The organism is Microbacterium oleivorans, assembly GCF_001644225.1.
Taxonomy (GTDB): domain Bacteria; phylum Actinomycetota; class Actinomycetes; order Actinomycetales; family Microbacteriaceae; genus Microbacterium; species Microbacterium gawkjiense.
Genome location: NZ_LSTV01000001.1, coordinates 1,069,968 through 1,094,985, shown reverse-complemented (window position 1 = coordinate 1,094,985; position 25,018 = coordinate 1,069,968). Strand labels below are relative to the sequence as shown.

The 25,018-nt window shown below is 69.7% G+C and carries 21 protein-coding genes; 12 read left to right on the top strand and 9 right to left on the bottom strand.

Annotation, left to right across the window (positions count from 1 at the left end):
• Positions 1–2: 2 nt before the first annotated feature.
• Genes AYL44_RS05225 through AYL44_RS05215 form a run of 3 tightly spaced genes read left to right on the top strand, consistent with a single transcriptional unit; the run spans position 3 to position 4,235 of the window.
• Complete coding sequence (locus AYL44_RS05225; protein ID WP_064002147.1) at positions 3–2,984, top strand: bifunctional [glutamine synthetase] adenylyltransferase/[glutamine synthetase]-adenylyl-L-tyrosine phosphorylase; 2,982 nt, start codon at positions 3–5, stop codon at positions 2,982–2,984.
• Positions 2,985–3,011: 27 nt separating this feature from the next.
• A complete protein-coding gene (locus AYL44_RS05220) occupies positions 3,012–3,920 on the top strand; it encodes a DUF808 domain-containing protein (RefSeq protein ID WP_064002146.1) in 909 nt (302 codons plus the stop codon).
• A gap of 48 nt (positions 3,921–3,968) precedes the next feature.
• Positions 3,969–4,235 carry a hypothetical protein gene (locus AYL44_RS05215; RefSeq protein WP_064002145.1) on the top strand — a complete coding sequence of 89 codons (267 nt, stop codon included), beginning with the start codon at positions 3,969–3,971 and terminating at the stop codon, positions 4,233–4,235.
• A gap of 64 nt (positions 4,236–4,299) precedes the next feature.
• Here the strand turns inward: AYL44_RS05215 and glnA are convergent, their stop codons facing one another.
• Positions 4,300–5,724 carry a type I glutamate--ammonia ligase gene (gene glnA, locus AYL44_RS05210; protein ID WP_064002144.1) on the bottom strand — a complete coding sequence of 475 codons (1,425 nt, stop codon included), beginning with the start codon at positions 5,722–5,724 and terminating at the stop codon, positions 4,300–4,302.
• A 131-nt stretch (positions 5,725–5,855) separates the two neighbouring features.
• Between glnA and AYL44_RS05205 the strand changes: the two genes are divergently transcribed.
• Entirely contained in the window at positions 5,856–6,284 is a 429-nt protein-coding gene (locus AYL44_RS05205) for an RDD family protein (RefSeq protein WP_064002143.1), read from the top strand.
• A gap of 9 nt (positions 6,285–6,293) precedes the next feature.
• On the opposite strand, the gene AYL44_RS05200 is transcribed toward AYL44_RS05205, so the two are convergent.
• A complete protein-coding gene (locus AYL44_RS05200; RefSeq protein WP_064002142.1) occupies positions 6,294–7,004 on the bottom strand; it encodes a DUF4191 domain-containing protein in 711 nt (236 codons plus the stop codon).
• A gap of 117 nt (positions 7,005–7,121) precedes the next feature.
• On the opposite strand from AYL44_RS05200, the gene AYL44_RS14525 reads away from it, so the two are divergent.
• A complete protein-coding gene (locus AYL44_RS14525) occupies positions 7,122–8,396 on the top strand; it encodes a hypothetical protein (protein WP_064002141.1) in 1,275 nt (424 codons plus the stop codon).
• Positions 8,397–8,410: 14 nt separating this feature from the next.
• Here the strand turns inward: AYL44_RS14525 and sucB are convergent, their stop codons facing one another.
• The 3 genes from sucB to AYL44_RS05180 all read right to left on the bottom strand — a co-directional run bounded on the left by sucB (position 8,411) and on the right by AYL44_RS05180 (position 13,080).
• The gene (gene sucB / locus AYL44_RS05190) at positions 8,411–10,177 is read right to left on the bottom strand and encodes a 2-oxoglutarate dehydrogenase, E2 component, dihydrolipoamide succinyltransferase (protein WP_064002140.1); all 1,767 of its coding nucleotides are present in this window, start codon (positions 10,175–10,177) and stop codon (positions 8,411–8,413) included.
• A 63-nt stretch (positions 10,178–10,240) separates the two neighbouring features.
• On the bottom strand, positions 10,241–11,611 hold the full coding sequence (gene lpdA / locus AYL44_RS05185; RefSeq protein WP_064002139.1) for a dihydrolipoyl dehydrogenase: 1,371 nt from the start codon (positions 11,609–11,611) through the stop codon (positions 10,241–10,243).
• On the bottom strand, positions 11,608–13,080 hold the full coding sequence (locus AYL44_RS05180) for a leucyl aminopeptidase (protein ID WP_064002138.1): 1,473 nt from the start codon (positions 13,078–13,080) through the stop codon (positions 11,608–11,610). Before AYL44_RS05180 ends, lpdA begins: the two co-directional genes overlap by 4 nt.
• Positions 13,081–13,166: 86 nt before the next feature.
• Between AYL44_RS05180 and AYL44_RS05175 the strand changes: the two genes are divergently transcribed.
• The 5 genes from AYL44_RS05175 (at position 13,167) to AYL44_RS05155 (ending at position 18,402) form a co-directional block, all read left to right on the top strand.
• Complete coding sequence (locus AYL44_RS05175; RefSeq protein WP_064002137.1) at positions 13,167–14,096, top strand: proteasome assembly chaperone family protein; 930 nt, start codon at positions 13,167–13,169, stop codon at positions 14,094–14,096.
• 222 nt (positions 14,097–14,318) lie between these two features.
• Positions 14,319–15,638: an RNA polymerase sigma factor gene (locus tag AYL44_RS05170; protein WP_064002136.1), complete on the top strand. Its 1,320-nt coding sequence runs from the start codon at positions 14,319–14,321 to the stop codon at positions 15,636–15,638.
• Positions 15,635–16,339, top strand: a complete 705-nt coding sequence (locus AYL44_RS05165) for a coenzyme F420-0:L-glutamate ligase (RefSeq protein ID WP_064002135.1) — start codon at positions 15,635–15,637, stop codon at positions 16,337–16,339. The genes AYL44_RS05170 and AYL44_RS05165 overlap by 4 nt, the downstream gene beginning before the upstream one ends.
• Before the next feature lie 2 nt (positions 16,340–16,341).
• The gene (locus AYL44_RS05160) at positions 16,342–17,364 is read left to right on the top strand and encodes a sugar-transfer associated ATP-grasp domain-containing protein (protein WP_064002134.1); all 1,023 of its coding nucleotides are present in this window, start codon (positions 16,342–16,344) and stop codon (positions 17,362–17,364) included.
• Positions 17,365–17,388: 24 nt separating this feature from the next.
• The gene (locus AYL44_RS05155) at positions 17,389–18,402 is read left to right on the top strand and encodes a sugar-transfer associated ATP-grasp domain-containing protein (RefSeq protein WP_064002133.1); all 1,014 of its coding nucleotides are present in this window, start codon (positions 17,389–17,391) and stop codon (positions 18,400–18,402) included.
• A gap of 61 nt (positions 18,403–18,463) precedes the next feature.
• Here the strand turns inward: AYL44_RS05155 and AYL44_RS05150 are convergent, their stop codons facing one another.
• Positions 18,464–18,685: a DUF7455 domain-containing protein gene (locus tag AYL44_RS05150; protein ID WP_018186680.1), complete on the bottom strand. Its 222-nt coding sequence runs from the start codon at positions 18,683–18,685 to the stop codon at positions 18,464–18,466.
• Positions 18,686–18,879: 194 nt separating this feature from the next.
• Between AYL44_RS05150 and AYL44_RS05145 the strand changes: the two genes are divergently transcribed.
• Positions 18,880–20,952, top strand: coding sequence for a DNA gyrase/topoisomerase IV subunit B (locus AYL44_RS05145; RefSeq protein WP_064002132.1), 2,073 nt, complete (start codon positions 18,880–18,882; stop codon positions 20,950–20,952).
• Between the two features lie 31 nt (positions 20,953–20,983).
• A complete protein-coding gene (locus AYL44_RS05140; RefSeq protein WP_064002487.1) occupies positions 20,984–21,232 on the top strand; it encodes a DUF4287 domain-containing protein in 249 nt (82 codons plus the stop codon).
• Between the two features lie 30 nt (positions 21,233–21,262).
• Here the strand turns inward: AYL44_RS05140 and AYL44_RS05135 are convergent, their stop codons facing one another.
• From AYL44_RS05135 to AYL44_RS05125, 3 genes are read right to left on the bottom strand one after another with little or no spacing between them, the layout of a single operon-like run.
• Positions 21,263–21,904, bottom strand: a complete 642-nt coding sequence (locus tag AYL44_RS05135) for a DUF4166 domain-containing protein (protein ID WP_231872731.1) — start codon at positions 21,902–21,904, stop codon at positions 21,263–21,265.
• Positions 21,901–22,509 (bottom strand): SRPBCC family protein, encoded by a 609-nt coding sequence (locus AYL44_RS05130; RefSeq protein WP_231872730.1) that lies wholly within the window; start codon positions 22,507–22,509, stop codon positions 21,901–21,903. Before AYL44_RS05130 ends, AYL44_RS05135 begins: the two co-directional genes overlap by 4 nt.
• A gap of 11 nt (positions 22,510–22,520) precedes the next feature.
• A complete protein-coding gene (locus AYL44_RS05125; RefSeq protein WP_064002131.1) occupies positions 22,521–24,974 on the bottom strand; it encodes a DNA gyrase/topoisomerase IV subunit A in 2,454 nt (817 codons plus the stop codon).
• Positions 24,975–25,018 lie beyond the last annotated feature (44 nt).

The window sequence follows — 25,018 nt, the reverse complement described above, 5'->3', positions numbered from 1 at the left end:
CGATGGCCTCCACCGAGCGACGCGCAGCACTCACCGACCTGGCCCGTGCGGGCTTCTCCGACCTCGAGGCATCCTCCGACGCCCTCGACGAGCTGAGCTCCCTCACCGGGATCGACCGCGGCCACCTCGTCGAGAGCGCCCAGCGAGCGGCGGATCCCGACGGCGCGGTGCAGGCGTGCGTGCGGATCGGCCGACGCGATGCCGCCGCCCTGCGCACCGCCATGGACGACGCGGGCGCGGTGCTGTGGTCGCTGCTCGGTGCCTCGTCGGGGTTCGCGGACTTCTTCCTCCGCCACCCCGAGGAGCTCACCCACCTCGTCGGGGCCGGTCGCATGCTCCCCTCGCCGCAGGCGATGCGGGAGGGTCTGCTCGAGGCGATCGGAGCGGATGCCGACGGTTTCGCGTCGGCATCCGATGAATCCGCGTGGGTCGCCCTGCGCGTCCGCTACCGGCGGATCGTCGCCCTCATCGCGGCGTACGATCTCGCCGCGGACGACGCGACCGACGTCCTGCCCGAGGTCGCGGCCGCCCTCGCCGACGCCGCCGGCGCCGCCCTCGACGCCTCGCTGTGCGCGGCGCGGACGCGCGCAGCGGTCGCGATGTTCCCGCGCGAGCAGGTGGCGGCGACGCGGCTGGCCGTCATCGGGATGGGCAAGACCGGGGCCCGCGAACTGAACTACGTGAGCGACGTCGACGTGATCTTCGTCGCGGGTGTCGTCGACGGCGCCGACCTGGCGGAGGGGCGCGCGATCGACATCGCGACCCGTCTGGCCACCCTCACGATGCGCGGCATCTCGGACGTCGAGATCGAACCGCCCCTGTGGGAGGTCGACGCCAACCTGCGCCCGGAGGGCAAGCAGGGTGCGCTCGTGCGGACTCTCGATTCGCACCTTTCCTACTACGCCCGGTGGGCGAAGAGCTGGGAGTTCCAGGCCCTCCTCAAGGCGCGCCCGCTCGCGGGCGACCTGGCGCTGGGGGAGGAGTACTGCGCGGCCGTGCAGCCGCAGGTGTGGACGAGCAGCGCGCGCGAGAACTTCGTCGACAGCGTGCAGCGGATGCGCGAACGCGTGACGGATCACATCCCCGCCGACGAGGTCGCGCGGCAGTTGAAGCTCGGGCCGGGCGGCATCCGCGACATCGAGTTCACGGTTCAGCTGCTGCAACTGGTCCACGGTCTCGCCGACGAGGGGATCCGGCAGCAGAGCACGCTCGGGGCCCTCGTCGCGCTCGTCGGGGAGGGGTACATCGGACGGACGGATGCCGCGGCCTTCGGCCAGCACTACCGCACCCTCCGGGTCATAGAGCACCGACTGCAGCTGCGCCGCCTGCAGCGCACGCACCTCATGCCGACCACGGACGACGAGCTGCGCGTCCTGGCGCGGGCCACGGGCCTCGCCGCCGACGCGGCGGGCATCGGTGCGGTCTGGGAGCGGATCAAGCAGCAGGTACGCGAGATCCACATCCGTCTGTTCTATCGCCCGCTGCTGTCGGCCGTGGCGGCCCTCCCGGCCGAGGAGCAGGGGGCGCTGTCGTCCACGCAGGCGCACGATCGTCTCGCGGCCATCGGCTTCCGCGATCCCGCCGGCACACTCCGCCACATCGGCGCACTGACGAGCGGCCTCAGCCGCAAGGCCACCATCCAACGGCACCTCATGCCGGTGATGATCCGGTGGTTCGCCGACGGCGTCGACCCCGACTACGGGATGGTCTCGTTCCGCCGCATCAGCGAACGCCTCGGCGACACGCCGTGGTTTCTCCGCATGCTCCGGGACTCTTCGGGCGCGGCCGAACGTCTCACCCACGTGCTCTCCGGCTCCCGCTACGCCGCCGACCTCATGGAGTGGATCCCCGAGGCGGTCGCGTGGCTGGATTCGTCCGAACAGCTGCGCCCGAGGTCCGGGTTCGCCCTGCAGCAGGAGGCTCGCGCCATCCAGGCTCGTCACGAGTCGATCGGTGACGCGATGCGGTCGGTCCGTGCGTTGCGGCGCCGGGAACTGCTGCGTCTCGCCCTCGGCGGCCTGCTCGGCGAGTTGACGATGGCCGAGCTCGCCGACGGTCTCACCTCCATCAGCGAGGTGACGATCCAGGCGACGCTGCGGGCCGTCTGGCGGGAGGTCGTGCCCCCCGAGGACGACTCGCTCGATTTCGCGGTGATCGCGATGGGGCGCTTCGGCGGCGGCGAGTTGGGCTTCGGGTCGGATGCCGACGTCATGTTCGTCTACGACCCCAACGGTGTGCCGCCTCAGCGCGCCCACGATCTCGCGCTGAAGATCGTGCAGGGTCTGCGCACGCATTCCGAGGACCACCGCGCCCCGTTCGACCTCGACGCGGGGCTGCGGCCCGAGGGTCGGAACGGACCCATGGCGCGCTCGATCGACGCCTACGCCGAGTACTACCGGCGCTGGTCCCTGTCGTGGGAGGCGCAGGCCCTGCTGCGGGCGAGGGGCGTCGCCGGCAGCGTCAAGCTGATCGCGCGGTTCATGGCGTTGGCGGACGAGGTCCGTTATCCGCTCGATCCCGACCCGCAAGGACTGCGCGAGATCAAACGCATCAAGGCGCGCGTCGAGAACGAGCGGCTGCCGCAGGGGGCCGACCGGTCGCGTCACCTGAAGCTCGGCCCCGGCGGACTCAGCGACGTCGAATGGCTCGTGCAGTTGCTGCAGTTGCAGCATGCCGCGCAGGTCGAGGGTCTTCGCACGACTTCCACGACACAGGCACTCGCGGCGGCGCAGGGCGCCGGATTGATCCCGGATGCCGCAGCCGAGCGACTCTCCTCCGCCTGGTGGCTCGCGAGTCGCCTCCGATCGGCGAATACGCTCCTGTCCGGCCAGACGAGCGACGTGCTGCCGAGCGACCGTGGCAAACTCGACGGGATCGGCCGCCTCCTGGAGTACGAACCGCGCTCCGCCACGCAGGTGGAGGAGGATTGGCTGCGGACCGCGCGGCGAGCCCGTCGTGCCTTCGAGAATCTCTTCTACGGCTGAGCGCCGACCCACCGAAAGGCTTCACCCATGTCCGTTGGACTGCTGGCCGTCGTTGACGACATCCTGAGCGCCGCCCTGAAGGCATCGTCCAAGACTGCGGGCGTCGTCATCGACGACGCCGCGGTGACCCCGCAGTACGTGCAGGGTGTGACCCCGGCCCGTGAACTGCCGATCGTCGGCAAGATCGCCCTCGGCTCGCTGATCAACAAGTTCCTGATCATCATCCCGATCGCCCTCGTCCTGACCGCGTTCGCGCCGTGGGTGCTGCCCTACCTCCTGATCCTGGGCGGCGCCTTCCTCTGCTTCGAGGGTGCGGAGAAGGTCCTCGAGTGGTTCGGGTTCCACCTCCACGCGGAGGAGGAGGCGGAGCGCGATGAGAAGAAGCTCGTGCTGGGCGCCGTCCGCACCGACCTCATCCTCTCGAGCGAGATCATGCTCATCTCGCTGGACAGCCTGGAGGAGGGGCTCGGGATCTGGCAGACCCTCGCCATCCTCGCCGTCATCGGATTCATGATGACGCTGCTCGTCTACGGGGCCGTCGCCTTGCTCGTGAAGATCGACGACATCGGTCTGCGGATGGCGAAGAGCCCGGTCAAGCGCGTCCGCCACAACGGCGCCCGCATCGTGCGGTCCATGCCCGCGGTGTTCCGCGGGATCAGCATCCTGGGGACCGTGGCGATGCTGTGGGTCGGTGGACACCTCGTCCTCGAGAACGTGGGCAAGGTCGGATGGCACTGGACGACCGACCTCCTGCACGGCGTCGAGCACCTGCTCGAGGCTGCCGGTCCGGTCGTGGTCTGGGTCGGCGAGACGCTGGTCTCCGCGATCGCCGGCCTTCTCCTCGGCCTCGTGATCGTCGGGGTGATCATGCTCGTCGGCCGGCTCCGCGGAGGCCACAAGGAGCACCGCGGCAGTTCGTCCGCCTCCGTTCACTGACCTGTCAAGGGGTCCGGCGGCTGCCGTGCGGGGCCGTACCGTCCAGTCATGACCAACGATCAGAACTCCGCTCCGGTCGAGCCCACCGAGGCCACCGACACCGCCCACTCGCAGGACGACCAGATCGATCACGACACCGCGTACAGCCCCGGTAGCGAGACCGAGACGCAGCAGAAGCAGGACGAGCACGTCTCCGACGAGGTCGCGGGCGACATCGACGAGGATCAGGTCCAGGTCGCGCCGGGCACCGGGGGACCCGACGACGTCGGCGAGGTCGAGGTCGACCCCAAGGACATCAACCTCCCCGGGTTCTGACCCGACGACCGCAGACGCGAAAGGCCCGCCGGCGCGATGCCGGCGGGCCTTCACAGTCGGGAGATCAGACCCCGAAGTACAGCTCGTACTCGAACGGGTGCGGACGCGCCGCGATCGGCGTGATCTCGTTCTCGATCTTGTACTCGATCCACGTCTCGATGAGCTCGGGCGTGAACACGTTGCCCCGCGTCAGGAACTCGTTGTCGGCGCGCAGCGCCTCGAGCGAGTCGAGGAGCGAGTTCGGGACCTGCGGGATGTTCTTGGCCTCCTCAGGGGGAAGCTCGTACAGGTCCTTGTCGACCGGCTCGTGCGGCTCGATGCGGTTGATGATGCCGTCGAGGCCGGCCATCATCTGCGCGGCGAAGGCGAGGTACGGGTTACCGGAGGCATCCGGTGCGCGGAACTCGATGCGCTTGGCCTTCGGGTTCGACCCGGTGATCGGGATGCGGATGGCCGCCGAGCGGTTGCCGGCCGAGTAGACCAGGTTGACCGGCGCCTCGTAGCCCTTGACCAGTCGCTTGTACGAGTTGATCGTCGGGTTGGTGAACGCGAGGACCGCGGGGGCGTGCGCCAGCAGACCGCCGATGTACCAGCGAGCGGTGTCCGACAGCCCGCCGTAGCCCTTCTCGTCGTAGAAGAGCGGCTTGCCGTCGAGCCACAGCGACTGGTGCGTGTGCATGCCGGAGCCGTTGTCGCCGAAGAGCGGCTTGGGCATGAAGGTCGCGACCTTGCCCCACTGCTCGCAGGTGTTCTTGACGATGTACTTGAACTTCAGGATGTCGTCCGCCGAGTGCACCATGGTGTCGAAGCGGTAGTTGATCTCCTGCTGGCCGCCGGTGCCCACCTCGTGGTGCGAGCGCTCGAGGACGAAACCGGCCTCGATCAGCTTCAGCGTGATGTCGTCACGCAGGTCGGCGGTCTTGTCGACCGGGCTGACCGGGAAGTATCCGCCCTTGTACGGCGTCTTGTTGGCGAGGTTGCCGCCCTCTTCGGCGCGGCCGGTGTTCCAGGCGCCCTCCTCGGAGTCGACGGAGTAGAAGCTCGAGTTCTGCTTCACCTCGTAGCGGACGTCGTCGAAGATGTAGAACTCCGCCTCGGGGGCGAAGAACGCGGTGTCGGCGATGCCGGTCGACGCGAGGTACTTCTCCGCCTTCTTGGCGACCTGACGCGGGTCCTTGTGGTAGATCTCGCCGGTGCGCGGGTTGTAGATGTCGAAGATCATGACGAGCGTCTTCGCCTCGCGGAACTGGTCGAGGTAGGCCGTCGTGACATCCGGGATGAGCTGCATGTCCGACTCGTGGATGTTCGCGAAGCCGCGGATCGAGGAGCCGTCGAAGAGCTGGCCGACCGTGAAGAACTCCTCGTCGACGGTCGAGGCCGGGATGTTGAAGTGCTGCTGCACACCAGGGAGGTCCGTGAAACGGATGTCGAGGAACTTGACGTCCTCGTCCTTGATGAACGCGAGCACCTCGGAAGAATCTTTGAACATGGAGTCTCCAAGATCGGGTGCGTTGTCGTCGCCCGTCGGATCAGGCGCTCCTCGAACCTATCGGGGTGCAGTTGCCCGGCAGTGTCCCCGATGTTTCGAAGATGTTACGCGGTCCGGATTACGCTGAGACGGTGTCATCGACCCTGCCCGACTACCCCGGCGAACGGCTCGGACGTCCCGCCACCGGCCGCGGCAGCATCGGCCGGCCCGGCCGGCGCATCGGCGCCCTGTTCATCGACTATGCGGCGGCGACGGTGCTGGCGACGGCGTTCTTCGGATACGACCAGTTCGCCCTGCCCGAGAAGGCCGGCTGGACGTTGTTCGCGCCGATGATCGTGTTCGCCGCCCTCCAGATCCTGTTCGTCCCCACGATCGGCGGGAGTCCGGGTCACCGGATCCTCGGGATGCGGGTGGAGCTGGCGCGCGGCGGATGGCCCGGCCTCTGGCGTCCCATCGTCCGCACGGCACTGCTCGTCGTCGTGCTGCCCGCAGTGATCTGGGACGCCGACCAGCGTGGCCTCCACGACAAGGCGGTCGGAACCGTCCTCGTCCGCGGCTGACGCGGCGGCTTACCGGGGTCGCGGAGCGCGGGCGCGCGTCGGGTCGATGCCCTTGGGGATCGGCAGCGACGTCACCGACTGCGACACCGAGTCGATGCGCTTGACGACGGCCGCGAGGGTGGCGCGATCGACGGTCTTGGGCAGCGCCTTGATGGTCTTGGCGAGCTTGGAGATGTGGACGTCGCCCTCGCCCTCGCCGACGTAGAGGACCTCGATGTTGATGCCCGAGGCGACCCGCGCGACCTTCTTGCGCTCGTCGTTCACGAGGCGCGTCAGTCGCCCACGCGCACCCTCTCCGATGATGACGACCCCGCCGCGACCGACGGCCCGGTAGACGGCGTCCTGCGTCCGCGGGTTGACACCCACGGGCATGTCGGACGTCACCCAGCTCCGACCGAGACCGGTCGAGAGGATGTGCCCGGTGGCACCCGGCATCCCATCGAGCTTCTTGTACATGACCCGCGTCGACAGGCGCGTCAGCAGGATCATCGCGAAGAGGAAGCCCATGAGCAGGCCGCTGACACCCCAGAGGATGACGCTCCAGATCTCCACCGGCGGCACGAGGAAGCCGAGGCCGACGCCCAGGGCGACACCGAGGAGCAGGGCACCGATCAAGGCCCACGGCAACCACCGGAACTCGCTCCGGGTGAACGTGTACAGCGAGCGGATCTGGGAGAAGAATCCGGGGCGCTTCTCAGGTGCGGTACTGCGGGATGCCATGTGCTCAGCCTACCTTCGCGGCCCGCGGACTTCTTCACACGTCGTCGGGCGCGGGCGGCTGTCCACAGGTCGTCGGGGCGCAGCCGATGATGGTGGGCGCGGGCGGAGGGTGGAGGAATGGAACCCGTCGCTCTGGACATCCCGCCGGCGCTGCGCGAGCTCACCGCGGCCGAGGCCCCGTTCGCCGGGGTACTGCGCGCCGGTGACCCGCCGACCGTGTGGGTGGACGCCGCTGCCTTCGGCGCCTCGCCCGCGTGGGCGGCGCACGGGGCCGAGCACCTCCTCGCCCCGATGGACGCCGCGGGGACGCCGGAAGGTCCCCGTTTCGTCCTGCCGCACTGTCCCGTCAGGCTCGACGAGGTGCTGACGGACGGCTCGCTCCCGCCGGGTGTCCTCGTCACGCTGGCGGTCAGCGCCCTCCGAGGCGCACGCGAGGCGGACGGACTCGGTGCCGAGGTCGGGCGATGGTGGGTCACCACCGAGGGCAGACCCGTCCTCGCGTTGACCGGCACGCTCGCCTGGCGCGAGGACACCGTCGACCTCCTCCGGCGGGTGGATGCCGCGGACCCGGCGCTGCAGCGAGCACTCGAGAGCGCCGCGGCGGCGATCGGCGACCCCCGGCTCCTGCGCCGAGAGGGCGAGGCGATCGAAGGCGCGTTGTTCGCCGCGGCCGATCCCGAACCGCTTCCGACGGAACGGCGCGAGGACGGGCACCTGCCCAAGAGACGCGAACGCGCCGTGGCTCCGCCGCACGGGAGTGGGAGCGTCGCCGGCACCGTGCGGGCCCTGCTCGCGCGCTTGGTGGACGTGGGGGTCGCCGAGCGGGTCGCGCGCGCGTGGGCCGCGGTCGTCCGTCGCACCCGTGCGACGCCGCGCGTGGGTGATCGGCACGCAGACCGGCCCACGGGGGGACGCCGCCGTGTCCTCCTCGTCGCGGCAGCCGTGGCCACGGCGGTCATCGTCGGGGGCGCCCTGTGGCCGTCAGGGGAGGGGGAGCGCCCGGCAACGGTGGTCGGCGGGTCCGCTGATCCGACGCGCGCGGCGGCGCCGTCGGCATCCGCCTCTCCGGTGCGCGACGAGAATCCTGCGACGGCGGACGCCGCCCGGTCCGATGAGGGGCCGGCGGAGATCGTCGACGCGGCTCGCGGCCTAGTGGACGCGCTGGCTGCCTGTGGTGACGCCGCCTGTCTCGAAAAGCTCTGGGAGGAGCCCGGATCGGCCCGACCGATCGACGCCGCGGGTGGGGACTACGCGGTGGAGGTGGTCGACGAGTACGGCGGTGCCGCGGCCGTCCGGATCGTGACGGCCGAGGTGACCCAGGTGCTCGTCATGGTGCGGGAGGAAAAGCGATGGCTGGTCCGCGAGGTGTACGACCTCGCGGACCAGCCATGATCCCGCTGGGGGTGTCAGACGCCGAGCTGACCCTCGAACTGCGCCGCCTCAAGGCGAGCCTTCACCGCGCTGAGGAAGCGCGCGGCGTCGGCACCGTCGATGACGCGGTGGTCGTAGGACAGCGCCAGGTAGACGTAGGAGCGGACGCTGATCGCGTCCTTCCCGTCGACCGAGACGACTCCGGGACGCTTCACGACGACGCCCGTGCCCAGGATGGCCGACTGCGGCAGGAACACCACGGGGGTGTCGAACAGTGCGCCACGCGAACCGGTGTTGGTGAGCGTGAACGTGCCGCCGGCCAGCTCGTCGGGCTTCAGCTTGTTGTTGCGCGTCCGGTCGGCGAGGTCGGCGATCTCGTGCGCGATCTGTGCGATGTTCTTGTCGCCCGCGTCACGCAGGACGGGCGTCAGCAGACCCCGCTCGGTGTCGACCGCGATCGAGAGGTTCTCGCTCGCGGGGTAGACGATCTGGTCGCCGTCGACGGTCGCGTTGATGATCGGGAACGCCTTGAGGGCTTCGGCGGCCGCCAGCGCGAAGAACGGCAGGAACGACAGCTTGTCGCCGGTCTTCTCGAGGAACGAGTTCTTCACCGAGTCTCGGTAGTTCGCGAGCTTCGTGACGTCGACCTCGACGACCGTCGTCAGCTGAGCGGTCTGCTGCATCGACTCGACGGCACGGCTGGCGAGCACCTTGCGCAGACGCGACATCGCCTGGGTGGTGCCGCGCAGCGGCGAGACCTCCACGGCGGCGGGCGCCGGCGCGGCGGCAGCGACCGGTGCGGACTCGGCCTTGGGGGCCTCGGCGGCCTTGAGGACGTCCTCCTTGCGGATGCGTCCACCGACGCCGCTGCCACGCACGTTCGACAGGTCGACGCCGTGCTGCTGGGCGAGCTTGCGCACGAGAGGAGTCACGTAGGTGACGCCCTCGTCGTCCGACGCCGACTCGGCCGGCGCCGGTGCGGCCGGAGCGGGCTGCTCGGCCTTGGGCTGCTCAGCCTTCGGCTCCTCGGCCTTCGGCTCCTCGGCCTTGGGCTGTTCGGCGGCGGGCGCCTCGCTCTGCGGCGCCGGGGCCTCGGGGGCCTTCTCCTCGGCGGGTGCCGCGGGGGCCGATTCGGCGGGAGCCGCGGCGGCGCCGGATCCGACGCGGGCCAGGACGGCGCCGACCTCGACGGTCTCGTCCTCCTGGACCAGGATCTCGGTCAGCGTGCCGGCGATGGGCGAGGGGATCTCGGTGTCGACCTTGTCGGTCGAGATCTCGAGGAGGGGCTCGTCGACCGCGACGTCGTCGCCGACCTGCTTGAGCCAGCGGGTGACGGTGCCCTCGGTGACGCTCTCACCGAGCTCGGGGAGGACGACGTCCTTCGCGTCGGCGGATGCCGCCGGTGCCGGCGCGGACTCGGCGGGAGCCTCCTGCGGGGCGGGCTCGGCGGGTGCGGACTGCTCAGGCGCGGACTGCTCAGGTGCGGACTCGGCCGGAGCGGACTCGGCGGGCTCGGACTCGGCCGGCGCGGACTCGGCGGGCTCGGACTCGGCCGGCGCGGACGAGCCGTCACCGATCTTCGCGAGCACGGCGCCGATCTCGACGGTCTCGTCCTCCTGCACGAGGATCTCCTCGATGACGCCGCTGACGGGCGAGGGGATCTCGGTGTCGACCTTGTCGGTCGAGATCTCCAGGAGTCCTTCATCGGCCTGGACGGAATCACCGACCTTCTTGAGCCAGCGGGTGACCGTTCCCTCGGTGACGCTCTCACCGAGCGCGGGGAGGACCACGGATGTGCTCATGACTGTGTCTCCTTCAAGAAAGTGCGATGTGCTGTCTAGCTTAGTGTCGCCCGTGCGACGGGGTCAGACGGTATGGAGGGGCTTGCCCGCGAGAGCGAGAAACGCCTCGCCGAGGGCTTCGCTCTGGGTCGGATGCGCGTGGATGAAGGGTGCGATGTCCTCGGGGTGGGCTTCCCATCCGATCGCGAGCTGCCCCTCGGTGATGAGCTCGCCGACGCGGTCGCCGACGAGGTGCACGCCCACGACGGGGCCGTCCACGATGCGGACGACCTTGGCGAAGCCCGCGGTCCCGAGGATCTCGCTCTTCGCATTGCCGGCGAGGTTGAACTCGTAGGCCGCGACGCGATCCCCGTGCGCGGCGCGCGCCTGCTCCTCGGTGAGGCCGACCGAGGCGACCTCCGGGTGGGAGTACGAGACGCGCGGGATGGTCGATTCGGGGACGGCGACCGGCGCGAGACCGGCGATCCGCTCCGCCACGAAGATGCCCTGCTGGAAGCTGCGGTGCGCGAGCTGGAGTCCGGGGACGATGTCGCCCACGGCCCACACGTGGGGGACCGAGGTCTGCAGGTCGTCGCCCACGACGACGAACCCTCGGTCGCGGGTGACACCCGCCTCGTCGAGACCCAGGCCGTCGGTGACGGGACCCCGTCCGACCGCCACGAGGACGTAGTCCGCCTCGACGACGGCTCCGTCCGAGAGCGTGACGGCCACGCCGTCCTCGCGCTGCGAGACGCCCTCGCAGCGGGTCGAGAGGGCGGTCCGGATGCCGCGCTTGCGGTACGCGCGTTCGAGGGCCTTGCTCGATGCGGCATCCTCTGCCGGGAGCAGTCGGTCGAGGGCCTCGACGATGAGGACGTCGACGCCGAGCGAACGCCACGCGCTCGCGAACTCGACTCCGATGACCCCGCCGCCCAGGACGACCACCGAGCCGGGGACGGTGTCGAGCGTCAGCGCGGTCTCGCTCGTGAGCACCCGTCCGCCGACCTCGATCCCCGGGAGCGACCTCGTCTGCGAGCCCGTCGCGAGGATGACATCCGCACCCGCGTACTCGTCCTCGCCGACGATCACGGACCGGTCCGCGCTCAGCCGGCCCTCGCCCGCGACCACGGTGATGCCGCGCGTGGACAGCAGGCTCTGCAGGCCGCGGTACTTCTTGGCGACGATGCCTTCGCGGTAAGCGGTCATCCGCGCCGGATCGAACCCCGTCAGCGAGGCGTCGACGCCGACCGCGGCGGCTTCCCGCACGTGGTCAGCGATCTCCGCGGTGTGGAGGAGCGCCTTGGTCGGCACGCAGCCGCGGTGCAGGCAGGTTCCCCCGACCTTGTCCTTCTCGATGAGGGCGACCTTCTTGCCCAGCTCGCTCGCGCGGATCGCGGCGGCGTACCCGCCGCTGCCGCCGCCCAGGACGACGACGTCGAACTCGTGGCGGCTCATCGGATCTCCGCTTCGAGGAAGGCGAGCAGCGAACGGACCGTCGCCGCCGTGGGTCCCTTGTCGGTCGGGCCGAAGGGCGAGGCCTTGTTCTCGCCGCTGCCCGCGATGTCGAGGTGCACCCACGGGATGCGGGGGGCGTCGGCATCCTCTCCCGTGCGTCCGACGAAGCGGCGCAGGAAGAGCCCGGCGAACATCGTGCCGCCCGCCGGGTCGCCGACCTTGGCGTTGCGGAGGTCCGCGATGGGGGAGTCGAGTTCGTCCTCCATGTGGTCGGGGAGCGGCAGCTGCCATGCGGCCTCACCGGCGGATGCGGCCGCCTCGAGGTAGCGCGCCACGGTCGCGTCGTCGCCCATGACCCCCGTGTGGCGGTTGCCGAGCGCGACGATCACGGCACCCGTGAGCGTCGCGACGTCGACGATGACATCGGGTCGCGTCCGGCTCGCCGCGACAAGCCCGTCGGCGAGGACGAGGCGACCCTCGGCATCCGTGTTGAGGACCTCGACACTCGTGCCGTCGAGCATCCGCAGGACGTCGCCGGGGCGGGTCGCGCGCCCGGAGGGCATGTTGTCGGCGATGCACAGCCACGCGGTCACCGCGATCGGCAGTTCGCGCTGCGCGGCGGCGCGCACCACGGCGAGCGCGGTCGCCGCTCCCGCCATGTCGAACTTCATTCCGACCATGGATGCCGGTGGCTTCAGCGACAGTCCCCCGGTGTCGAACGTGATCCCCTTGCCCACCAGGGCGATGTGGCGGTCGGCGTCCGCGGGGGAGTAGGTCAGGCGGACGAGGCGCGGCGGACGGTCGGACCCCTTGCCGACGCCCAGGATGCCGCCGTAGCCCTGCGCCGCGAGCTCGGTCTCGTCGAGCACCTCGACGTCGACGGGGAGCCCCGCGACGGCCTCGATGGCGCGCTCGGCCAGATCGGCGGGTCCGAGCCACTCCGCGGGGACGTTGACGAGGTCCTTCACGAGGGCGACGGCGGACCCGGTGACGTCGACCGCGCGCAGCTCCTGCGGGTCGACGTCGGCCGACAGGTGCAGGACGACGTGCGAGGCGCGGGTCTTCCCGGGCTCGGAGGACTTGTACCCCTCGAAGCGGTATCCGCCGAGCACCGCCCCTTCGGCTGCGGCGCGCCAGTGCGCTTCGGCGTGCGGGAGGGCGACGGCGAGCCGGGCGAACCCCGTCGTCGTGCGCACGGCGGCACCGACGGCATCCCGGATCGCCTCGGCCGACGGCGCGGAGCCGGTCCCCACGACGAAGAGGGGGACCGCGGTGGAGGCGGGGGCGAAGACCCGGGTCGTGGTCCCGGGGGTGCCGCTGAACCCGATGCCGCGGAGGACCTCCTCGACACCCGGCCAGTCCGCGAGGACCGACGCCGCGTCGTCGAGCGGCGGGAGGGCGAGGATGATCGCGTCGGCACCGCCGTCGCGTGCAGGAGAAGTGGACACGGTCAGCTCGGGGTACGGCATGGACTCCATCCTATGGACGGGGGCGTTCGCTCAGAGCGGGACGGGTGGCGCGCCGCCTGCTTCGGGCGTGCTCCTACAGTGGAGACATGCCCCTGTCTGGTCCCCTCTACGAGCGCATCACGACGGCGCCGCCCGTGCCCGCGGGCCTTCCGCTGGTCGTCGCGTTGACCGGCTTCACGGATGCCGGTTCCGCGGTCACCCGCGTCGTCGACCACCTGCACACCGAGCTCGACCCGCAACCGGTCATCACCTTCAACCCGGACGTGCTGTTCGACTACCGTGCCCGCCGGCCGCTCATCACCTTCAACGGCGACCACCTCGAGGACTACCAGCCTCCCCGCCTCGACCTCGCGCTGGTCCACGACTCGCTGGGTCAGCCCTTCGTCCTGCTGTCCGGCTACGAGCCCGACTTCGCCTGGGAGGCCTTCGTCGACACCGTCGTCGGACTCGCCGAGGGGCTCCAGGTCCGGTCGGTCACCTGGGTGCACGCGATCCCGATGCCGGTGCCCCACACGCGGCCGCTGGGGACGACGGTCAGCGGCAACCGCGCCGACCTCACCGAGGCGCACTCCGTGTGGAAGCCCCGCACCCAGGTCCCCTCGACCGCCGGGCACCTCCTCGAGTACCGGCTCTCGGACGCCGGTGTCTCGGTGTCCGGGTTCGCCCTGCTGGTGCCGCACTACCTCGCGGAGACGGACTTCCCCGCGGCGGCGATCGCCGCGCTCGACAGCGTCTCCGTCGCGACCGGTCTCGTCTTCGACAGCGACACCCTCCGCGAGGAGAACCGGGAGTACCTCGAGAAGGTGGATGACCAGGTCGCGGCCAGTGAGGAACTGACGGCCATGCTCGGCAACCTCGAGAATCGTTACGACGCCTACATGGCGGGCTCGACGCAGGCCCAGCCGATCATCCACACCGGCGATCTGCCGTCCGCCGACGAGCTGGCCGCCGAGCTCGAGCGGTTCCTCGCGAACCGTCCCTCCGGCGACGACGACCGGCGCCCCGGGCTCGGCTGAGTCGCACTCCGCGCCGCCGTGACAGCATCCCGCCGGGGAATGCGCACAAGGTATTCGGTGTTGACACGGGTACGTCCTTCATGCATCCGAGACGTATGAGAGAATGGACGAAATGACCCGTTGTCGGGCCCGTGGAGTCGCTTCCGTGCGAGTCCGGCGGACTTGACAAGGGTCTTACTAGTGTCCGAAACCCGGCGGAGTGCCGTCGGTGAAAGGCGAAACGTGACTTCGAGCACGAGGACCACCCGTACACGCGCGGCCGACACGGTCGACGACGCCGAAGCGGTCGAGCCCGAGGCGGCGACCACCCCGGCGAAGAAGGCTCCGGCTCGCAAGGCCGCGGCGAAGAAGCCGGCCGCGACGAAGGCGTCCCCGGCCAAGGCACGCGCCAAGAAGGCAGCCGACGACGAGGACGAGGACGAAGAAGTCGACGAGGTCGAGATCGACGTCGACGCCGCCGACGACGCTTCGGACGACGACACGAAGAAGGATGCCGAGAAGGCGGACGGCGAGGACGAGGACGAGCCCGCGAAGCCTGCCTTCACCGAGCCGCTCCCGACGGGCGCGATCGTCATCTCGTCCTCGGACGACGACGAGGTCCCGGTCTACTCGACGCAGATCACCGGTGCGACCGCCGACCCGGTCAAGGACTACCTGAAGCAGATCGGTAAGGTCCCGCTCCTCAACGCGGCCGAAGAGGTCGAGCTCGCGATGCGGATCGAGGCGGGCCTGTTCGCCGAGGAGAAGCTCTCGCACATGACGGCGGCCGAGAAGTCGTCGCAGCTGGGTCTCGACCTGCAGTGGGTCGCCCGTGACGGGCAGCGCGCCAAGAGCCACCTGCTCGGCGCGAACCTGCGACTGGTCGTCTCGTTGGCCAAGCGCTACACCGGTCGCGGCATGCAGTTCCTGGACCTCATCCAGGAGGGCAACCTCGGCCTCATCCGTGCCGTCGAGAAGTTCGACTACACCAAGGGCTTCAAGTTCTCGACCTACGCCACCTGGTGGATCCGTCAGGCGATCACCCGCGCGATGGCCGACCAGGCGCGCACGATCCGCATCCCCGTCCACATGGTCGAGGTCATCAACAAGCTGGCCCGCGTGCAGCGGCAGATGCTGCAGGACCTGGGTCGCGAGCCCACGCCCGAGGAGCTCAGCCGCGAGCTCGACATGACGCCCGAGAAGGTCATCGAGGTCCAGAAGTACGGCCGCGAGCCCATCTCGCTCCACACGCCCCTCGGTGAGGACGGCGACAGCGAGTTCGGTGACCTCATCGAGGACACCGAGGCCGTGGTCCCCGCCGACGCCGTCGGGTTCACGATGCTGCAGCGTCAGCTGGAGTCCCTGCTCGACTCACTCAGTGAGCGCGAGGCGGGTGTCATCCGGATGCGGTTCGGCCTCGGCGACGGTCAGCCCAAGACGCTCGACCAGATCGGCGACACGTTCGGCGTCACGCGTGAGCGGATCCGTCAGATCGAGTCCAAGACGATGGCGAAGCTGCGGCACCCGTCGCGGTCGCAGTCGCTCCGGGACTACCTCGAATGAGCGGCGCCGCGAACGAGGGTAAGGAGCTCACGCGAGCGGTCGACGGCGCGACGTACGCCCGGATCCCGATCCGGACGCACGTCGTCATGCCGGGCGAGGACATCGACGAGATCGTCGCGACCTACGCCTCGCCCGAGCTGCAGCCCGGTGATCTGCTGTTCGTGACGGAGAAGATCGTCGCGATCACGCAGGGCAGGTCGTACCTCGTCGAGGACATCGCGCCGCGCCCGCTCGCCCGCTTCCTCTCGCGCTACGTCGTCAAGACGAAGTACGGCATCGGCCTGGGCATGCCCGAGACGATGGAGATGGCGCTGCGCGAATGCGGGACGCCCCGCATCCTGTTCGCCGCCGGCGTTGCCGCGATCACGAAGCTGTTCGGACGACGCGGTGACTTCTACCGGATCGCCGGCGACAAGGCGCGGTCGATCGACGGCCCGACTCCGCACACGATCCCGCCGTACAACAAGGCGGTCGTGCTCGGTCCGAAGGAGCCGGCCGCCGTGGCCGCGCGCCTGAAGTCCCGTCTCGGCGGCGCGTTCGAGGTGGCGGTCGTCGACATCAACGACATCGGTGGCAACATCCTCGGGTCGACGCTCGACAAGGCGGGGGAGCAGCGGCTCGTCCGCATCCTCTCGGACAACCCGCTCGGTCAGGGACACCAGTCCACGCCGCTCGGCATCATCCGTCCGTCGAAGGGTTGACCGTGGGCGCCGTCAACAGGCTCTACCGCCGTGCCCGCTTCTTCGTGCGCCGGGTGGTCAACTTCGACACCGAGCGCGTCCTGCAGTTCGCGCGCCAGTCGGCGCGGCTGTCGAAGGCGCCGCTGTGGTGGGTCGTCGCCGACATGGCGTGGTGCTCGGTCCGCTACGAGACGACGTTCGAGAACTACTCGGAGTGGGACTTCCGCATCCTCAAGGGTCGTGAACGCAAGACGTACATGACCGACCCCAAGTCGTTCCACCTCTCGCGACGCCTGAACGACAACGCGCAGCGGGCGATCTTCGATGACAAGCTCCAGTTCGCCACCCGTTTCGGGCCCGAGTTGGGTCGTGAGTGGCTCGACCTCGGTGAGTCGGATGCCGCGGCCTTCGCCGCCTTCGTCGCCCGTCACCCGCGCATCATCGCCAAGAACCCCGGCGGCGTGGGCGGCAACGGGATCACGCTCGTCGACTCCGCCGACATCGATGACGTCGACGCCTTCCGCGAGCGACTGCTCGCCGACGGTCAGACGCTCGTCGAAGAGGTGCTCGTGCAGCATCCCGACATGGCGGCGCTGTACCCCGGGAGCGTCAACTCGCTCCGGATGGTGTCCTATCTCGATCCCGACGGCGAGGTGCACGTCCTCGCGGGTGTGCTGAAGATCGGCAACGGCGGCGTCATCGACAACTTCAGCAACGGCGGCATGTACACGATGCTCGACGAGCAGGGTCGTGCCCTCCACGCCGCCAGCGACGAGGAGGGGCGCCCCTTCGCCGAGCACCCCGCGACGGGAACACCCATCACCGGGTTCCAGGTGCCGCTCTACGACGAGGTTCTCGAGCTCGTCGACCGGCTCGCGCGTCGCGTGCCTGCCTTCCCGTACATCGGGTGGGACATCGCCATCACGCCCGACGGCCCCGTCGTCATCGAGGGCAACCACAACTCCGGCGTCTTCCAGTCGAAGCCCTCGGTCTCCGGCATCCGTCGCGGTCTGCTGCCCCGCTACCGCGCTGCGATGCGCTTCTGACCGACCCCAACCGAAGGGACCGACATGCGCCGCATCCGCGTCCGCCTGCAGTACCTGATCCGTCGCGCACGCAAGCTCCGCCCGGGCAACCTCGTCGAGTTCGCGCGGACCGTCCAGCGGGTGTCGAAGGCGCCGCTGCCGGTGATCATCGCGGACATGCTGTGGTGCTCGGTGCGCTACGACATGGCTTTCCGCGACTACGCGGTGTGGGACATCCGACTCCTGAACGCGCGTGAGCGGAAGACGTGGATGACGCATCCGAAATCCTTCCGGATCACGAAGATGTACAACACGCCCGAGGGGCGCTCGAAGCTCGAGGACAAGCGCCGGTTCGCCCGCGAGTACGCCGATCTGCTCGGTCGCGAGACGATCGATCTGCGGGACGTCGACGACGCGCAGCTGGCGGCGTTCCTCTCCCGGCACCCGCGTGTGCTGGCCAAGCCCAACGAGGGTCACGGCGGCGGGGGGATCGAGCTCCACGAGGTCGGCCCCGACGTCGACCCCGCGCGGTTCCGGGCCGAGGTGACCGCCCAGGGCCAGACGGTGCTCGACGAGTTCATCGTGCAGCACCCCGAGATGTCGGCGCTGTACCCGGACGCGGTCAACACCGTCCGGCTCATCACGTTCCTCGACAAAGACGACCGTGTGCACCTGCTGGCGGCCGTGCTGCGCATCGGCAACGGCGACGTCATCGACAACTTCGCCTCGGGCGGGATGTTCACGATGCTCGACGACGAGGGCGTCGCGCTGTACCCCGGTGTCGACAAGAACAGCAACGTCTACCGCGAGCACCCCGTGACGGGAACGCCGATCGTCGGATTCCGGGTGCCGCTCTACAGCGAGGTCCTCGATCTGGTCGCCGCCCTCGCCCGTCGGACGCCCGAGGCGCCCTACGCGGGGTGGGACATCGCGATCACCGCGAACGGTCCCGTCGTCATCGAGGGCAACCACAACTCCAGCGTCTTCCAGCCGAAGCCGTCGGCGTCGGGTGTGCGGACGGGCCTCCTCCCGGTGTACCAGGCTGCCGTCGGCTTCTGACCGGCAACGCGAAAGCCCCCTGCATCGCAGGGGGCTTTCGTCGTGATCGGGATGCCGCGGCTCAGACCGACTCGGTCAGGCGGGCGGTCTCGTCGTGCCACGAGGTGGCGACGGCGCGGAGTTTCTCTTCGTACTTGCGGCCGTGGTGGGCGCAGAACAGGAGTTCGCTCCCGTTGACCTCGGCGGCGATGTAGGCCTGGGCTCCGCAGGAGTCGCAGCGATCCATCGCCGTCAGGCGGTGTTCGAGGACGGCTCCGGGCTCGGTGGTGGTCGACGTGCTCATGTCAGGTGCCTCCTCGTACTGCTCAAGACGGGTGAACTGTCACGCAATACAACCACGCCGATGTTGCGGGTATGCCGCCATTGCATGACATTTCGCTGTGCGCGTACGGTATGCGCCCCCTGTGCGTGTCGACCTCATGACGGCGTGTGTGTCGGTCGGCGTCGTGTCGGGGGTGCCGCATACGATGGGAGATCGTGACAGCCGAGTATTCCGCCCATCATCTCCAGGTCCTGGAAGGGCTCGAGGCCGTGCGCAAACGGCCCGGTATGTACATCGGCTCGACCGACTCCCGCGGACTCATGCACTGCCTGTGGGAGATCATCGACAACTCGGTCGACGAAGCCCTCGGCGGACACGGCGACCGCATCGAGATCATCCTGCACGCCGACGGCAGCGTCGAGGTCCGTGACCGGGCGCGCGGCATCCCGGTGGACGTCGAACCGCGCACCGGCCTGACGGGTGTCGAGGTCGTCTTCACCAAGCTGCACGCGGGTGGCAAGTTCGGCGGTGGGTCGTACGCGGCATCCGGTGGTCTCCACGGTGTCGGTGCGTCCGTCGTCAACGCGCTCTCGGAGCGGCTCGACGTCGAGGTCGACCGGGCGGGCAAGACGTACGCCATGTCGTTCCACCGGGGTGAGCCCGGCATCTTCGAGGGCGATTCCCCGTCGTCCGGCTTCCGCCCGTTCGAGAAGTCGAGCGAGCTGCGCGTCGTCGGTAAGGCGGCCAAGGGCGTCACCGGCACCCGCATCCGCTATTGGGCCGATCGTCAGATCTTCACAAAGGACGCAGCGTTCGATCTCAGCGAGCTGGAGCAGCGCGCCCGCCAGACGGCCTTCCTCGTGCCGGGGCTCGAGATCGTGATCGTCGACCAGCGCGCCGCGGAAACCATCGAGACGAGCTACCGCTTCGACGGCGGCATCTCGGAGTTCGCCGACTTCCTCGCACCGGATGCCCCGATCACCGACACCTGGCGTCTCACCGGCACGGGCACGTTCACCGAGACCGTTCCCATCTTGCAGCCGTCGGGTGCGATGGTGCCGACCGATGTGCAGCGCGAGTGCGAGGTCGACATCGCGCTGCGGTGGGGGACGGGCTACGAGACGGTCACCCGCTCGTTCGTGAACATCATCGCGACGCCGAAGGGCGGCACGCACCAGCAGGGCTTCGAGCAGGGCCTCATGAAGACGCTGCGCGGGCAGATCGAGTCGAATGCCCGCAAGCTCAAGGTCGGTGCGAACGACAAGATCGAGAAGGACGACATCCTCGCGGGACTGTCGGCGGTGCTGACCGTCCGCCTGCCGGAGCCCCAGTTCGAGGGCCAGACGAAGGAGATCCTGGGCACGCCGGCCGTCCGCAACATCGTCACGTCGGTGGTCTCGAAAGAGCTCGCCGCCAAGTTCGCCTCGACGAAGCGGGACGACAAGGCGCAGACCGCCCTGCTGCTCGAGAAGGTCGTCTCCGAGATGAAGGCGCGCATCTCGGCGCGCACGCACAAGGAGACCCAGCGCCGGAAGAACGCGCTCGAGTCGTCCTCGCTGCCGACGAAGCTCGCCGACTGCCGGACGAACGACGTCGCCGAGTCGGAACTGTTCATCGTCGAGGGGGACTCAGCCCTCGGGACGGCCAAGCACGCCCGCAACAGCGAGTATCAGGCGCTGCTGCCGATCCGCGGCAAGATCCTCAACGTCCAGAAGGCGTCGATCAGCGACATGCTCTCGAACGCCGAGTGCGCCGCGATCATCCAGGTGATCGGTGCCGGTTCGGGCCGCTCCTTCGACCTCGAGGCCGCCCGCTACGGCAAGATCATCCTGATGAGCGACGCCGACGTCGACGGCGCACACATCCGCACGCTGTTGCTCACCCTCTTCTTCCGGTACATGCGGCCCCTCATCGAAGAGGGTCGGGTGTACGCCGCCGTGCCGCCGCTGCACCGCGTCGTCGTCATGAACCCCGGCTCCAAGCCCAACGAGACGATCTATACCTACAGCGAGCAGGAACTGCACACGCTGCTTGCGAAGCTGACAAAGTCGGGCAAGCGGTGGCAGGAGCCGGTGCAGCGCTACAAGGGCCTCGGCGAGATGGACGCGGACCAGCTCGCGACGACGACGATGGACCGCGCGGGACGCACTCTCCGCCGCGTGCGGGTGCAGGACGCCGAAGTCGCCTCCACCGTCTTCGAGCTGCTCATGGGATCCGAGGTGGCGCCCCGCCGGGACTTCATCGTCACCTCGAGCGAACGGCTCGACCGCGAGCGGATCGACGCCTGACCCAGACTTCCGTCGGGTCTACTCTGTGCGCATGACCTCCCACCGCGTCGTCGCTCCCATGATCGGCCCCGGCGACAAGCCGAAGGGGCCGGCGTCGTACTTCCCGAGCATCGAGAAGACGTATGGGCAGCCCATGCAGCACTGGCTCGACCTCGCGGCCGACGCGCTCGACACGAGGACGCACATGGAGACGGTGGGGCTCCTCAAGGAGGAGCACGGCCTCGGCCACGGCCACGCGAACGCGATCGTCGCCTACGTCAAGGCGAAACTGACCGCCTGACTCAGAGGCGCCGCTCGTGGCGACGCGGCTTCAGATGAGCCGGGGCGTCGGATGCCGGCATCCACTCGCACGTAAAGGACCCTCGGTAGCCGAAAAGAGGTACCCGAAGCGGTCGTTGTCGACGCGAAGGTCGACGTGGAACCGTCCGTCGGTCTCGTCGAACCGCTCGCGGAGAGTCGCGCGGCCGCTGAACAGCATCGGGAAGCGGAAGGCGACCGGCCCCTCGTAGAAGCGCTGCGCGCCGCTGCGCAGGAGGAGTGACCCGTCGGGCTCCGCCGACACGTCGAGGTCCACCGCGAGGTGCTGGTGGGTCCCCAGGTAGTCGACGATCCCGTCGTGCCCTGCCACCATCGTCGCGTCGAAGCGGCGCCTCCTGCCGCGGACCCGGTACTCGCGCACGAAGGTGACCGTCTCCCGTCCGTACGGATCGAGGTAGGGGTAGTTGGCGATGGTGAAGGGGACGTCGGCGCCCACGTCGGGGACGAGGATGTTGCGGAGGCGCCCGATCTGCAGGAACGGCACCGTCCACCACGGGCCGCGCGTGATCTGCGTCATGACCCCGCGTCCCACGCAAGCCATGCCGCCCGTCAGTCCGACGTCGAAACGACGCTGGAGCTGCGGTTGCAGGCGATCGAAGTCCGCTCCCATGGCGGTGCGGAAGAGCGAGGTCATGTCGGCTCCCGAAGGTCGGCGAGGGTGGCGGGGGCGTCGTCGAGCGCGTGCCGGCCGGCGGGTCGACGACCGCACCGCGCCGCGCGAGGTCGGTCCGCGCGCCACCAGGCGAGGACGGCGACGAGGCCCCAGCGCTCCGGGGCGACCCCCGTCTCTGCCCAGATGCGCAGCCGGTCGAAGCTCCATGCCGTGGCCCAACCGAGAAGCGGACGCACGAAGACGTCGGCGGGGCCCCACCCGGGGTCGTAGTCGTACCCCGTCACGAATCGCACCCGGCCGTCGGGGAGGGGGATGTAGCGCCAGTACCCCCGTCCCCGGCGGATCGGTGAGAGCCGATCGGTGGTCGAGAAACGCAGCGCCGACGTCCGGGTGCCGTCGGGCCGCAGGCGCTCACCCAGGCTGACACCCGTGCCCCGCACCGTGTGGAGCGGCGTCCGGCGTTCGTACGTGAACCGCTGCCTCCCGGACGCGTCGGTGTCCGTCGGCTGGATCCGCGAGAATCGGACGTCCCAGCGCGGGTGCAGCTCGGGGTTCTGGGTGAGCGCCCAGAGGTGCTCCATCGTCGCGGCGATGTCGATCTCCACATGGATGCCGCGCCGAGCCACGCCGTGCCGTCTCAGGAGACCGCGGTGCCGATGGCGCCGATGACGGCGTCGAGGGCCTGGCCGGAGGCGTCGCGTTTCGCTCCCGGTTCGGGCAGCTGCCGGACCGAGCCGTCCGCGCCCACGGCGCGGGGGGCATCGCCCACCCAGGCGAGGATGAGCGCGTCCTCGCCGCGCAGGAATCGCTGCGCGCGCACGCCACCGGTCGCACGCCCCTTGGCGGGGAACTCGGTGAAGGCGGAGACCTTCGCGGATCCGGCATCCGTCCCCGGCAGGGCCGCGGTGGATCCGGCGACGGTCGCGACGACGGTGTCGTCGGTCGCGGCTACGGCGGTGAACGCGATCACACGGGCGTCGCCTGCCAGACGGATGCCGGCCATGCCGCCCGCCGAGCGGCCCTGGGGACGCACGGCCGCGGCATCGAACCGCAGCAGCTGGGCATCGGTCGTGACGAAGACGAGTTCGGTCCCGTCCGCCGCGAGCGCCGCCCCGACGACGGTGTCGCCCGGCTTGAGCGCGATGATCTCGACGTCCGGCTTGCCGGCCGGGAGCTCGGTCGCCGCGACACGCTTGACGACGCCCTGCGCCGTGCCCAGCGCGATCGGCGCGTCGGCCGTCAACGGGACGAGGGCGAGCACATGCTCCTTCGCGCCCAACCCGAGGTACTGCGCGGCGCGTGTGCCGGCCGCCAGCTGCACCGAGTTCGCCGGGACCGAGGGGAGGTCGACCGGGGTGAACCGGACGAGGCGTCCGAGCGTGGTCACCGCGCCCAGGTCGCCGCGGGTCGTCGTGTCGACCGCCGACCGGATGGCATCGTGCTTGGATCGGCGGGCCGGCGGCACGATGCCGCCTCCCGGTGCGTCGGGCACCAGCTCGGCGCGCACCATGCGACCGGTCGCAGACAGGAAGACGCGGCAGGGGGCGTCGGCGATCTGCAGATCGGCGGGGGCAGCGGCGCGGCCGCGCGGGGTGACCGGTCCGCCGTTCATGAGCAGGGTGCGGCGGGGCGTGCCGAAGGCCTCGGCCGCGGCATCCAACTCCTTCGCGACCTGACGGCGCAGGAGCACGTCGCTGGCCAGCAGCTCCTCCAGTGCGGCGATGTCGGCCTTCAGGGTGTCGCGCTCGCTCTCGAGCTCGACACGCGAGAACTTCGTCAGCCGGCGCAGGCGCAGTTCGAGGATGTACTCGGCCTGCGGCTGCGAGAGGTCGAACACGTCCATGAGTCGTGTGCGGGCCTGGTCGCTGTCGTCCGAGGTGCGGATCACCTGGATGACCTCGTCGATGTCGAGGATCGCGATGAGGAGGCCCTCGACGAGGTGGAGGCGTTCCTGCTTGCGAGCGAGCCGGTAGCGGCTGCGCCGCGTGACGACCTGGATGCGGTGGTCCAGATACACCCGCAGGAGGTCCTTCAGCCCGAGCGTCTGCGGCTGACCCGCGACGAGGGCGACGTTGTTGATGCCGAACGAGTCCTCAAGCGGAGTCAGGCGGTACAGCTGCTCGAGCACGGCGTTCGGGTCGAAGCCCGTCTTGATGCTGATCACGAGCCGCAGACCGTTGTTGCGGTCGGTGAGGTCGGTCAGGTCCGAGATGCCGGTGAGCTTCTTCGCGGTGACGGCGTCGCGGATCTTTTCCATCACCCGCTCGGGGCCGACCATGTAGGGGAGCTCGGTGACGACGATGCCGGTGCGGCGCGGGCCGAGCGATTCGATCGACGTCTTCGCGCGGGTGCGGAAGGAGCCGCGACCGGTCTCGTACGCCTCCTTGATGCCGTCGAGTCCGACGATGACGCCGCCGCCGGGGAGGTCCGGACCCGGCACGAACTCCATGAGCTCGTCGAGGGTCGCGTCGGGGTGCTCGAGCAGGTGGACAGCGGCCGAGACGACCTCGATGAGGTTGTGCGGCGCCATGTTGGTCGCCATGCCGACGGCGATGCCGGTCGCCCCATTGACGAGGAGGTTCGGGAAGGCGGCCGACAGCACCTCGGGCTGCTGGAACTGGCCGTCGTAGTTCGGGATGAAGTCGACGACGTCCTCGTCGAGGTTCTCCGTGAGTGCGAGGGCGGATGCCGCGAGTCGGACCTCCGTGTACCGCGCCGCAGCGGGACCGTCGTCGAGCGAGCCGAAGTTGCCGTGGCCGTCGACGAGCGGGACGCGGAGGGCGAAGTCCTGGGCGAGGCGGACGAGCGCGTCGTAGATCGCCGAATCGCCGTGCGGGTGGAGCTTGCCCATGACGTCGCCGACGACGCGCGCGCTCTTGACGTGGCCTCGGTCGGGGCGCAGCCCCATCTCCGACATCTGGAACAGGATGCGGCGCTGCACCGGCTTCAGGCCGTCCCGCGCATCGGGCAGGGCACGGGAGTAGATGACCGAGTACGCGTACTCCAGGAAGGACCCCTGCATCTCGTCGGCGAGATCGACGTCCTCGATGCGTTCAACGGCGGGAGGGGGAGGGGGAGTGCGCGATGCCATGGCCTCGATCGGTCTTCGGGAGATGCTGCCAGGGGTCAGGACGG

Coding starts and splice junctions, on each gene's coding strand:
- AYL44_RS05225 (WP_064002147.1), top strand. CDS start 3: ATGGCCTCCACCGAGCGACGCGCAGCACTCACCGACCTGGCCCGTGCG.
- AYL44_RS05220 (WP_064002146.1), top strand. CDS start 3,012: ATGTCCGTTGGACTGCTGGCCGTCGTTGACGACATCCTGAGCGCCGCC.
- AYL44_RS05215 (WP_064002145.1), top strand. CDS start 3,969: ATGACCAACGATCAGAACTCCGCTCCGGTCGAGCCCACCGAGGCCACC.
- glnA (WP_064002144.1), bottom strand. CDS start 5,724: ATGTTCAAAGATTCTTCCGAGGTGCTCGCGTTCATCAAGGACGAGGAC.
- AYL44_RS05200 (WP_064002142.1), bottom strand. CDS start 7,004: ATGGCATCCCGCAGTACCGCACCTGAGAAGCGCCCCGGATTCTTCTCC.
- AYL44_RS14525 (WP_064002141.1), top strand. CDS start 7,122: ATGGAACCCGTCGCTCTGGACATCCCGCCGGCGCTGCGCGAGCTCACC.
- sucB (WP_064002140.1), bottom strand. CDS start 10,177: ATGAGCACATCCGTGGTCCTCCCCGCGCTCGGTGAGAGCGTCACCGAG.
- lpdA (WP_064002139.1), bottom strand. CDS start 11,611: ATGAGCCGCCACGAGTTCGACGTCGTCGTCCTGGGCGGCGGCAGCGGC.
- AYL44_RS05180 (WP_064002138.1), bottom strand. CDS start 13,080: ATGCCGTACCCCGAGCTGACCGTGTCCACTTCTCCTGCACGCGACGGC.
- AYL44_RS05175 (WP_064002137.1), top strand. CDS start 13,167: ATGCCCCTGTCTGGTCCCCTCTACGAGCGCATCACGACGGCGCCGCCC.
- AYL44_RS05165 (WP_064002135.1), top strand. CDS start 15,635: ATGAGCGGCGCCGCGAACGAGGGTAAGGAGCTCACGCGAGCGGTCGAC.
- AYL44_RS05155 (WP_064002133.1), top strand. CDS start 17,389: ATGCGCCGCATCCGCGTCCGCCTGCAGTACCTGATCCGTCGCGCACGC.
- AYL44_RS05150 (WP_018186680.1), bottom strand. CDS start 18,685: ATGAGCACGTCGACCACCACCGAGCCCGGAGCCGTCCTCGAACACCGC.
- AYL44_RS05140 (WP_064002487.1), top strand. CDS start 20,984: ATGACCTCCCACCGCGTCGTCGCTCCCATGATCGGCCCCGGCGACAAG.
- AYL44_RS05135 (WP_231872731.1), bottom strand. CDS start 21,904: ATGACCTCGCTCTTCCGCACCGCCATGGGAGCGGACTTCGATCGCCTG.
- AYL44_RS05125 (WP_064002131.1), bottom strand. CDS start 24,974: ATGGCATCGCGCACTCCCCCTCCCCCTCCCGCCGTTGAACGCATCGAG.